Here is a 10,698-nt window from a genome sequence, read left to right as displayed (position 1 = left end):
ACGTGGGGTGGGGTTGCCCCCACCCCCGGTTCGAGCGTCAGAGCGCAGGCGCTGCCTGCGCGAGGTCAGCGGGCGTAGATGGCGACCGACTCGGCCGCCTCGAGCAGCCACTCGGGGTAGATGCCGACGACGACCGTGAACACCGCCGCGACGCCCACGGCGAGCGCCGTGGCGAACGGGACCTGCTCCTTCGGAGCGTCGGTGTCGTCGGTGGTGAGCCAGGCGCTGACCATGATGCGCAGGTACATGAACGCCGCGATCACGGCCGACAGCATGGCGATGATGCCGATCGCGTAGCTGTTGACGTCGACGGCGGCTTGGATCACGCCGAACTTCGCGACGAACCCGGTCGTGAACGGAACGCCGGCCTGGGCCAGCAGGAACACGGTCAGGGCCAGCGTGACGGCCGGACGGCGACGAGCGAGGCCGTTGAAGGCCGAGATCGACGTGTCGCCACCGTTGGAGTGGGCGACCACGGCGACGACGGCGAACGAGCCGATCGTGAGCACCGAGTAGAAGAGCAGGTACTCGACGACGCTCTCCATGCCGCTGTTCGGCCCGGCGTGCCCGGCGGCTTCGACGCCGACGAGGATGAACCCGGCGTGGCTGACCGACGAGTAGGCCAGCATGCGCTTCACGTCGGTCTGAACGGCGGCGAGCAGCGACCCGATCACCAGCGACAACACGGCCAGCACCCAGATGACCGGGCGCCAGTCGTCGCGCTGGAACGGCAGGGCGACGAGGAGCACTCGCAGCATCGCCGCGAAGGCGGCCGCCTTGCCGACCGACGCCATGAACGCCGTGACCTGGTTCGGGGCGCCCTGGTAGACGTCGGGTGACCACACGTGGAACGGCACCGCAGCCACCTTGAAGCCGAGGCCGACGATCAGCAGTGCCAGGCCGGCCAACACCAGCGTGGAGTCGCCGTCGAGCGAGACGTTCGTCGTGAACGATGCGGCGATCTCCGAGATGTTGGTCGACTGGGTGCCGCCGTAGACGAGTGCGATGCCGTAGAGGAACACCGCCGAGGCGAAGCCACCCAGCACGAAGTACTTGAGGCCCGACTCCTGGCTCTCCGGAGTGCGATACGACGCAGCGAGGACGTAGAGCGCCAGCGACAGCGTCTCGAGGCCGAGGAACAACACGATCATGTCGTTCGCCGACGCCATGACGATGCCGCCCGTCGCGGCGACGAGGAACATCGCGTACATCTCGGGCGCGTCCTTGCCGGCGATCGCGAGCTCGTCGATCGTCACGAGCGCGACCAGCACCAGCGCAGCGCAGATCGTCATCGTCAGGAACAGGGTCAGATGGTCGTAGGCCAGCGCACCGTCGACGATCGTGGCCGGGCCGTTGTCATCGATGTCACCCCACTGGAGGAACGCGAATACGCCGGCGACGGCGGCGGTCAGGATCGTCACGATCCCGTAGAGACCCTTCGGCCAGCGCAGAGTCAGCGCGCCGACGAGCAGGAGCAGCAGCGCACCCCCGACGAGTGTCAGGATCGGGCTGAGATGCCACCACTCGATCTCGGGGGCGACGAAGTTGGGGTCTTGGGCCAGCATCAGTGATCGCCCTCCTCGGTCTCCTCGGTGTCGTCGTGCTCGACGATCACCGGTTCATCGGGCGTCGGCGCCTCGAAGTCGGCGACCGACTCCATGTGGCCGATCAAGCGGTCGACGGCGGGCTCTATGCGGTCGAGCATCGGCTTGGGGTACACACCGGTGAAGACGATGATGCCGATGAACGGCAGCAGCGTCGCGGCTTCCTTGAGCTTGAGTTCGGCGAAGCCTTCGTTCGCTTCGCCGGGCTCGCCGTGGAACACCCGCTGGTAGGCCCAGAGCAGGTAGAGCGCTGCCAGGATCACGCCGGTGGCGGCGATCGCCGCGTACCACGGCTCGGCGAGGAAGGTGCCGATCAGGATCAGATACTCGCCGACGAACCCGTTCAGGCCGGGGACGCCGATCGAGCTGAGCATGACCACCATGAAGCCGGCAGCGAAGATCGGAGCCACCTTCTGGAGGCCCGACAGCTCGGCGATCTGGCGGGTGTGACGCCGCTCGTAGATCCAACCGACCATCAAGAACAGGGCACCGGTCGACACGCCGTGGTTGACCATCTGCATCACCGAACCGGTGACGGCCTGGCTCGTGAATGCGAACGTGCCGAGCACGATGAAACCCAGGTGGGCGACCGACGAGTAGGCGACGAGTCGTTTGAGGTCGGTCTGCATCGTCGCCGCGATGGCGCCGTAGATGATGCCGATGACCGCGAGACCGAGCCAGAGGTAACGGCTCCAGTACGACGCCTCGGGGAACAGGTAGAGCCCGAACCTCATCAGGCCGTACGTGCCGAGCTTCAGCATGACACCGGCCAGCACCACCGAACCGGCGGTCGGTGCCTGGGTGTGGGCGTCGGGCAGCCAGGTGTGCAGCGGGAAGACCGGCACCTTGACGGCGAACGCCACGGCGAAGCCGAAGAACAACCACCGCCCGGTCGACGCCGCGAACTCGGCGTTCTCGGCGATCTCGACGAGATCGAAGGTGACGCCCGAGACGCCGTTGCGGCTCGCGATGTAGGCGGTCGCCATGATCGACACGAGCATGAACGCCGAACCGGTCATCGTGTAGAGGAAGAACTTCGTGGCCGCGTAGACGCGCCCCTCGTAGCCCCAGCCACCGATCAGGAAGTACATCGGGACGAGGACGATCTCGAAGAAGACGAAGAACAGGAACAGGTCGAGGCTCAGGAACGAGCCCATGACGCCGGCCTCGAGCAGCAACAGCCATGCGAAGTACGGCTTGTCACGTCCCGGTTCGTCGTTGTGCGGATCGATGCCCAAGATGGCCAGCGGGAACAGCACGCCGGTGAGCAGGACGAGGAACAGGGAGATGCCGTCGACACCGAGGTGCCACGAGATGCCCCACTCCTCGATCCAGGGCTGCTTGGACACGAACTGGAAACCGTCGTCGTGCTGGTCGAACTCGGCGGTGAGCCAGATGGCCATGGCGCCGGTGGCGACCGAGGTGACGGCGGCGACGAACTTGGCGTACTGGGCCTGCCGCGAGCTGATGAGCCCGATGAGCGCGGCGCCGATCGCCGGCATGAGCACAAGCGCGGTGAGGATGGGGAAGGAGAGTTCGCTGTGGTGCATCACAGAACCCCCCGACCGATCACGAACCAGGCCAAGAGCAACACGACTCCGATGCCGACGATGCCGGCGTAGTTACGAATATTGCCGGTCTGGAGCTTGCGAACCCCCGCACCGGTGCCGCCGACGAGCTTCGCCGTGCCGTTGACGGCGCCGTCGACGATGTGTTGGTCGAACCAAGCGATCGCCTCGAACGCCTTGCGACCGGGGCCGCCCATGAAGGCGCTGATTGCGGCGTCGTAGCGCCAGCCGTCGGCGAGGATCTTCGGTTCGATCGGCTTGATCGCCTTCTTGCCGTAGACGGCCACCGCCAGGGCGATGCCTGCCAGCGCCACGGCGATGGCGAGCAGGGCGAGCAGCCCCTTTGCGTCGTACGCCGACGTGTCGGTGATGTGGTTTTCTCCCACCTCGACGACGGGGTGCAGCCAGTGCTCGAGCTTGTGCTGCCAGTCCTTCGGGATGAACGAGAACGACGGCAGGTTGAGTGCTCCGCCGACGGTCGAGAGGAACGCCAGCACGACGAGCGGGAAGAGCATGATCCACGGCGACTCGTGCGGCTTGAACTCGCCGTGGGCGCCGTGCGTCTCGGGCTGGTGGTCGTCGAGCGCCTCGGCCTCGGCATCGGCGGTGTCGGCTGCGGTGTCGGCCGAACCGTCGTCGGCGTCGACCAGATGCGCCGCTTCGGCCTCGTTGGCGTGGCTGCCCCAGCGGGCCTTGCCGAAGAAGACGAGGATGACCTGACGGGTCATGTAGAACGCGGTCAGCAGGGCGGTGACCAGACCGATGACGTAGAGCACCGTGGCGCTCGCCCCGCCCTTGGCCAGGGTGAACAACAGGATCTCGTCCTTCGACCAGAAGCCGGCGAACGGCGGCACACCGGCGATCGCCAACCAGCCGATGATGAACGTGGCGGCGGTGACGGGCATCAGCTTGCGCAAGGCGCCCATGTGGCGCATGTCCTGCTCGTGGTGCATGCCGTGGATCACCGAACCCGAGCCGAGGAACAGCAGCGCCTTGAAGAAGGCGTGGGTGACCATGTGGAAGATCGCAGCGACGAACGCACCCGACCCGACTGCGAGGAACATGTAGCCGAGCTGGGACACCGTCGAGTACGCGAGCACCTTCTTGATGTCCTGCTGGGCGACGGCGATCGTCGCGGCGAACAGGGCGGTGATGCCACCGACCCACGCGATGAGTGTCGACACCTCGGGTGCGGCGGCCGCCAGCATCGGGTTCATGCGGGTCATCAGGAACACGCCCGCGGTCACCATCGTGGCGGCGTGGATGAGCGCCGACACCGGCGTCGGGCCGGCCATGGCGTCGGGCAGCCAGACGTAGAGCGGCAGTTGGGCCGACTTGCCGACCGCGCCGATGAAGAGGAACAGTGCGATGCCGGTCGCCGTCGTCTCGCTGAGGGCGCCGAACTCGGCGGCCTCGTTGAGACCGAAGTAGCTGACCGTTCCGACGGCCTTGAAGCCGAGGAACATGGCGAGCATGAAGCCCCAGTCACCGATGCGGTTGGTGACGAAGGCCTTCTTGCCGGCGGTGGCGTTCGCGTCCTTGGTGTGCCAGAACGAGATCAGGAAGTACGAGCAGGTGCCGACGCCTTCCCAGCCGAGGAAGGTGACGAGGAGGTTCTCACCGAGCACCAGCAGCGTCATCGACAGCACGAACAGGTTCAGGTACAGGAAGAACTTCGAGAACTTCTCGTCGCCCTGCATGTACCCGATCGCGAACAGGTGGATCAGGAACGCGATGCCCGTGACGAACAGGCACATGACGATGCTGAGCGGGTCGGCCAGGAAGGCCATGTCGATCTGCAACGAGTCGACGGGCACCCACGAGAACAGCGTCTCGACATGGCTGCGATCGTGCTCGTCCATCGAGAGCAGGTCGAAATAGGCCCCGACCGAAACGACGAACGAGGCGAGGACCATGGCGGCGGCGAAGTAGCCGGCCTTCGGGTCGCCGAGCTTGCGCCCGAACAGCAGCAGGGTGAAGAACCCGAACAGCGGGAAGGCAGGGATCAACCAGATGACGTCGAGCACGGCTTATCCCTTCAGCTCTGCGAGATCGTCGGCGGTCGCACCGGGGCGACGCCGCAGGACCGAGATGATGATGCCCAGGCCGACCACGACCTCGGCGGCCGCGACGACCATCACGAAGAACACGGCGGTCTGCCCGTCGATGTTCCCGAAGCGTGTGGCGAGTGCGACGAAGGTGAGGTTCACGGCGTTGAGCATCAGCTCGATGCACATGAACATCACGAGCGGGTTGCGGCGGACCATGAGTCCGACCGAACCAATGGCGAACACGAGCGCGGCCAGGATCAGGTACCAGGTCGCGGTGGGCTCAGCGGCGGCGAGCAGCATCAGGACTCACCACCCTTCTTCTCCTTGCGGGTGAGCATGACGGTGCCGGCGACGGCGACGATCAGCAGCACCGAGGTGAACTCGAACGCGAACACGTAGTCGCTGAACAGGTTCTGGGCGAGCTGTCGGATGTTGCTGTCGCCGTCGGCCTCGAGCGGTGTGCCTTCGGGCAGGGTGTCGCTGGCGCGGAGAGCGGCGGCGCTGACGAGCGCAGCGAGCGACACGCCGATCACGATCGCGAGTGGGCGCTGGATCGGGAACGGTTCGACCGACAGGTCTTCGCTCTTGTCGACGCCCAGCAACATGATGACGAACAGGAACAGCACGACGATCGCGCCGGCGTACACGATCACCTGCACCGCCGCGAGGAAGTGGGCCTCCATCGCGACGAAGTGCACGGCGATGCCGAACAGTGTCAGGACGAGCGAGAGCGCGGCGTGGACCGGATTGCTCCGCAACACCACACCCAACGCCCCGGCGAGGACCATCGCCGAGGCGATGACGAACACGACGAGTTCCATCACTGGTCCGCCCCCGCGTCGATGGTCGGGACTGGCCTCCGCTGCGCTTCGGCCGCTCCCTCCGTGCAACTCGTCGCTGGCGCTTCCCTCGTTGCGTCGCTGTGAGAGGTCGTCATCATCGGTCGGACTCCTCTTGGGGCGGTTCGGGGGCACGCTCGCCGTGGCCGAGCTCGTTGCTCCAGCCGACGACGCCGCGGAACGTCGCGTCACCCGACGGCGACGTGGCACGCATCCAGCCGGACGTCAGCTCGTCCTCGCCGTCGCGCCAGTCTTCCCACGGCTGAGCGCGCGGCTTGCCCTCGTCGTCGACGAGCAGCTCGTTCTTGGTGTAGATCGCGTCCTGACGATTGGTGAAGCTGAACTCGAACAGCTTCGTCTCGGTGATCGCCTCGGTCGGGCACGCCTCGACACACAGGTCGCAGTGGATACACCGGAGGTAGTTGATCTCGTAGACGAACCCGAACCGCTCGCCGGGCGAGGTCGGGTTGAGCGGATCGTTGTCGGCGCCGCGCACATAGATGCACTTGGCCGGGCACACGCCCGCGCACAGCTCGCAGCCGATGCACTTCTCCATCCCGTCCTCGTACTTGTTGAGGACGTGACGGCCGTGCAGACGCTCCGGCTTGTCGATCTTCTCGTCGTGGTCGACGTCGGGGTCGGTCGCCTTGCCGCGCTTCTTCGCGGTGCGGCCGCCCGAGTACTCGGTCGTGACCTGCTTGCCGCCGAAGAGGCGGTGCTGGCGGATGGTGACGGCGAATCCGTCGAGGTATCCCATCAGATCCCTCCTTGTGCGGTTTCGAGCGCAGACATCGGTACGCCGATCTGAGCGGTATCGAGCGCAGACATCAGTACGCCGGCCCTTCCTGCTCTCGATTGCGTTTCGCCACGCCCATCGCGAGGCTGAAGAGTCCGTAGGCGATGCCGAGCACGACGAGGCTGATCACCACGGTGATCGCCAACGGCTCCCAGCCGTCGTAGCGATCGCGGACCATCTCGAGCGCCGCGAGCACGAGGAACCAGCCGAGCGCGATCGGGATCAGCAGCTTCCAGCCGAAGTCCATCAGCTGGTCGTACCGCAATCGGGGCAGGGTCGCACGGAACCAGACGTAGGCGTAGAGGAATGCGAGCGTCTTGAGGACGACCCAGATGGTGCCCGACAGCGGACCAGCCCAGGCGAAAATGTTGCCGTCCTCGATGATGCCGCCGAGCTGCAGATCGCCGAGCTTGAGCGGCTGCGGGCCACCGAAGAACAGGGTCACCATGATGGCGCTCATCGTGATGACGTTCATGAACTCGGCGAGGAAGAACAGGGCGAAGCGGATCGAGGAGTACTCGGTGTTGAAGCCACCGACGAGTTCCTGCTCGGCCTCGACGAGGTCGAAGGGGGGACGGTTGAGTTCGGCCGTCATCGCGATCAGGAAGACGACGAAGGGGATGAAGCCGGTGGCGACGACGTTCCAGTCGAGCAGGCTGTCCTGGCCCTGCACGATGCCGGCCGTCGACAAGGTGCCCGACATCAACAGCACGGCGGCGAGGCTCAGCCCGAGCGCGGCTTCGTACGAGATCATCTGGGCCGTGGCACGAACCGAGCCGAGCAGCGGGTACTTCGAACCCGACGCCCAGCCGGCCAGCATGATGCCGTAGACGCCGATGGAGCTGAGCGCCAGCACGAGCAGGATGCCGATCGGCACGTCGACGAGCTGGACACGCGTCTCGTAGCCGAACATCGTGACGGTGCCGTCGTTGCCGTTCGTGAAGTCGCCGCCGAGCGGGATGACCGCCCACAGCAGGAACGCCGGCACGAACGCCAGGAACGGCGAGAGGCGGAACACCCACTTGTCGGCCTTGTCGGGCAGCAGGTCTTCTTTGAAGAACAGCTTGGTGCCGTCGGCGAGCGTCTGGAGCAGACCGAACGGGCCGGCCTTGTTGGGGCCGACACGGTTCTGCATGCCCGAGACGATCTTGCGCTCGAACCACACCATGAACATGGTGCCGACGAGACCGATGACGAAGATCGCCAGGACCTTGCCGGCGACGATGGCGAGGACCTGCCACCACCAGTCGTCGGTGTCGAGGAGCGGATCGGCGGCGAGCAGTGATGCAGGCATCAGGTCAACCTCTCGATGCGGACGTCGGTGACGGGCGCGGTGGCGTCGACCAGATCGGTGACGTCGGCGCCGGCCATGTTGAACGGCGCCCAGATCGTGCCGCGCTGGACCGAGTCGTCGGCGATCAGCGGCAGGACGACCGAACCGGTCGCACTGATCAACTTCACGTCGGTGCCGTCGTCGACGCCTACCCGGGGCAGGTCGAGGGAGTGCACGCGGGCACCGGCGCCGATGTTGAGCTTGGCGATCGACGGTGCCATGACCGTGTTGACCGCCCGGTCGTACAGCTTGCGACTCACGACGAGTCGGAAGTCGTAGCCGCTCGGCACCTGGTCGTTCGTCGAGGCGTCGGGCAGCGCCGGCAGCGAGCCGGTGGCGAACCCGCCGTCGAAGGCCGGGGCGAAGCCCGGCAGTGCGGCGATCGCGGCAGTGATCTGCTCGATCGTCTCGAACCCGAGGTCGTGGCCCATGCGGAGAGCCAGTTCCGAGGCGATCATCCAGTCGGGACGGGCGGTTCCGTTGGCGGTGATCTTCTGGGCGACGTCGGTGACGCGACCCTCGAGGTTGGTCGTGGTGCCCGACTGTTCGGCGAACGCCGCAGCCGGCAGGACGATGTCGGCCTGCTGCGTCGACTCCGACGGGTGCGTGTCGATCGAGATGACCCGGCGGGCGCCTGCCAGACCACGGCGGGCGAGATCGGCGTCGGGGCAGTCGTTGAGCGGGTCGGCGCCGAGCAGGACGAGCACGTCGACCTTGCCGTCGGCGCAGGCTCGCAGGGTGGCGAGCGCGTCGTGGTCGGCATCGCTCGGCGCGAGGCCGAGCTGCAGCGCACCGACCACGTTCCCGCGTCGCAGCGCCGGGAGCACCTTCGCATCGGGGGCGGCGGCGCGGGCTGCGTGGATCGCGGCGACGGCGGTCGCCTCGCTTGCGGCGAGGTTGCCACGACCGGCGACGATCACGACCTCACCCGACGCGAGCTGGTCGGCCATCGCGGCGTCGGCGAGGGCACGGCTGATCTCGGTCGCTCCCATGCCCGGGGCATGGCGGACGCTCTTCCAGGCGTAGCGGGTGAGCCCGGTCTCCTGCGTCGAGAACTCGACGAGCTTGGTGGTACCGCTGACCGCAGCATCGCGGAGGCGCAGGTACAGCACCGGGAGCTCTTCTTTGAGGTCGGGGCCGAGCAGGATGACGGTCTTCGCGTTGACGGCGTCGTCGATCGTGGCGCGCGGCAGGTCGAGCACGCCCGCCGGGAGGCCGTCGCCGAGCTGGGCGTCGCGGAACGAGATCCCCATCGCGTCGGCGAGCTTGGCCCAGGCGAATGCTCCCTCGTTGGTGGAGCGGGCACCGCCGAGCAGCGCAACGCTCGACGCGTGGCGCAGGAGCTGCTCGATGATCGACATCGCCGACGCCCACGACGACTTGGCGAGGCCGGCTTCACCGCGGACCTGCGGGTCGGCGAGGCGGAGTTCGGACTCGACCGCTTCGAAGTTGAACCGACCGCGGTCGCACATCCAGCCGAGGTTGACCGAGTCGGTGTCGAGCCCGGTGTCGACGCCCTGGTAGCGGAGCAGCTGGTCGCGGCTCGAATGCACCGAGATCCGGCAACCGACCGAGCAGGTCGTGCACGTGGAGTCGGCCTGTTCGAGATCCCAGGGGCGGGCCTTGAAGCGGTACGGCTTGGCGGTGAGGGCGCCCACCGGGCAGATCTGGGCGACGTTGCCGGAGAAGTACGACGCGAACGGCTCGTCGGGGAACGTGGCGACCTGGGTGTAGTTGCCACGGTCGATGAAGTGGATCAGCTTGTCGCCGGCCACCTCGTCCGCGAAGCGGGTGCAGCGGTCGCACAGGATGCAGCGCTCACGGTCGAGCAGGATGTGATCGCTGATCGGGATCGGCTTCTCGTAGTGGCGCTTCTGCTCCACGTAGCGGCTCTCGCCGGGACCGTGGCTGAACGCCTGGTCCTGGAGGGGGCATTCGCCGCCCTTGTCGCAGACCGGACAGTCGAGCGGGTGGTTGGCGAGCAGGAGTTCGAGGATGCCTTCTTGGGCACGCTTGGCCGTGTCGCTCTCGGTCTCGACCTTCATGTCGGGGGCGACGCTCACCATGCAGGAGGGCTGCAGCATCGGGCCGCGACCCGTGTCGATCTCGACCATGCACTGGCGGCACATGCCCACCGACGACATGCGCGGGTGGTAGCAGAACCGGGGCACGTAGTGGCCGGCACGCTCGGCTGCGTTGATGACGAGTTCGCCCTGGTGGGCGTCGAAGGCGCGGCCGTTGATGGTGACCTGGACGAGGTTCGGGTCGGGTTCGGCCGGTGCCTCGTCGTCGGCGCCGTCGCCGCCCTGCGTCTCGTCGGCGATCGCGTCGGCGTCGTCCGCGGTGGCGGATGCTTCGGCGGGCTGATCGTCGTCGGCGGGGACGTCGGCTTCGGCGTCGGTGGCCTGGGTCTCGGGATGGGCTTCACCGCGCTCGGCGGCATCGGCGTCGGCAGCCCCGGTGTCGGGTTCTTGCGTGTCGGGCTGCTGTTCGTCTGCGTCGCTCAT

Annotated in this window: 8 protein-coding genes; all 8 read right to left on the bottom strand. The window is 67.0% G+C overall.

Annotation, left to right across the window (positions count from 1 at the left end; all coding sequences use genetic code 11):
• Positions 1 to 65: 65 nt before the first annotated feature.
• The 8 genes from BDK89_RS04005 to nuoG all read right to left on the bottom strand — a co-directional run bounded on the left by BDK89_RS04005 (position 66) and on the right by nuoG (position 10,698).
• The gene (locus tag BDK89_RS04005) at positions 66 to 1,565 is read right to left on the bottom strand and encodes an NADH-quinone oxidoreductase subunit N (protein ID WP_133867723.1); all 1,500 of its coding nucleotides are present in this window, start codon (positions 1,563 to 1,565) and stop codon (positions 66 to 68) included.
• Positions 1,565 to 3,154, bottom strand: coding sequence for an NADH-quinone oxidoreductase subunit M (locus tag BDK89_RS04000; RefSeq protein ID WP_133867722.1), 1,590 nt, complete (start codon positions 3,152 to 3,154; stop codon positions 1,565 to 1,567). Before BDK89_RS04000 ends, BDK89_RS04005 begins: the two co-directional genes overlap by 1 nt.
• Complete coding sequence (gene nuoL / locus BDK89_RS03995) at positions 3,154 to 5,199, bottom strand: NADH-quinone oxidoreductase subunit L (protein ID WP_133867721.1); 2,046 nt, start codon at positions 5,197 to 5,199, stop codon at positions 3,154 to 3,156. The genes BDK89_RS04000 and nuoL overlap by 1 nt, the downstream gene beginning before the upstream one ends.
• A 3-nt stretch (positions 5,200 to 5,202) precedes the next feature.
• Positions 5,203 to 5,523, bottom strand: coding sequence for an NADH-quinone oxidoreductase subunit NuoK (gene nuoK / locus BDK89_RS03990; RefSeq protein ID WP_133867720.1), 321 nt, complete (start codon positions 5,521 to 5,523; stop codon positions 5,203 to 5,205).
• Positions 5,523 to 6,044 carry an NADH-quinone oxidoreductase subunit J family protein gene (locus BDK89_RS03985; RefSeq protein WP_133867719.1) on the bottom strand — a complete coding sequence of 174 codons (522 nt, stop codon included), beginning with the start codon at positions 6,042 to 6,044 and terminating at the stop codon, positions 5,523 to 5,525. The genes nuoK and BDK89_RS03985 overlap by 1 nt, the downstream gene beginning before the upstream one ends.
• Positions 6,045 to 6,159: 115 nt before the next feature.
• Entirely contained in the window at positions 6,160 to 6,819 is a 660-nt protein-coding gene (locus BDK89_RS03980) for a NuoI/complex I 23 kDa subunit family protein (RefSeq protein ID WP_133867718.1), read from the bottom strand.
• Between the two features lie 70 nt (positions 6,820 to 6,889).
• Positions 6,890 to 8,152: an NADH-quinone oxidoreductase subunit NuoH gene (gene nuoH / locus BDK89_RS03975; RefSeq protein ID WP_243839087.1), complete on the bottom strand. Its 1,263-nt coding sequence runs from the start codon at positions 8,150 to 8,152 to the stop codon at positions 6,890 to 6,892.
• Positions 8,152 to 10,698, bottom strand: coding sequence for an NADH-quinone oxidoreductase subunit NuoG (gene nuoG / locus BDK89_RS03970; RefSeq protein WP_133867717.1), 2,547 nt, complete (start codon positions 10,696 to 10,698; stop codon positions 8,152 to 8,154). Before nuoG ends, nuoH begins: the two co-directional genes overlap by 1 nt.

The organism is Ilumatobacter fluminis, assembly GCF_004364865.1.
GTDB classification, from domain to species: Bacteria; Actinomycetota; Acidimicrobiia; order Acidimicrobiales; family Ilumatobacteraceae; genus Ilumatobacter; species Ilumatobacter fluminis.
The sequence above is the reverse complement of the archived record's forward strand: the minus strand, read 5'-3'. Positions and strand labels throughout refer to the sequence as shown.

What these genes read in the sequence shown, in the direction of transcription:
- BDK89_RS04005 (WP_133867723.1), bottom strand. Translation starts at nt 1,565, where the DNA reads ATGCTGGCCCAAGACCCCAACTTCGTCGCCCCCGAGATCGAGTGGTGG.
- BDK89_RS04000 (WP_133867722.1), bottom strand. Translation starts at nt 3,154, where the DNA reads ATGCACCACAGCGAACTCTCCTTCCCCATCCTCACCGCGCTTGTGCTC.
- nuoK (WP_133867720.1), bottom strand. Translation starts at nt 5,523, where the DNA reads ATGCTGCTCGCCGCCGCTGAGCCCACCGCGACCTGGTACCTGATCCTG.
- BDK89_RS03985 (WP_133867719.1), bottom strand. Translation starts at nt 6,044, where the DNA reads ATGGAACTCGTCGTGTTCGTCATCGCCTCGGCGATGGTCCTCGCCGGG.
- BDK89_RS03980 (WP_133867718.1), bottom strand. Translation starts at nt 6,819, where the DNA reads ATGGGATACCTCGACGGATTCGCCGTCACCATCCGCCAGCACCGCCTC.
- nuoH (WP_243839087.1), bottom strand. Translation starts at nt 8,152, where the DNA reads ATGCCTGCATCACTGCTCGCCGCCGATCCGCTCCTCGACACCGACGAC.
- nuoG (WP_133867717.1), bottom strand. Translation starts at nt 10,698, where the DNA reads ATGAGCGACGCAGACGAACAGCAGCCCGACACGCAAGAACCCGACACC.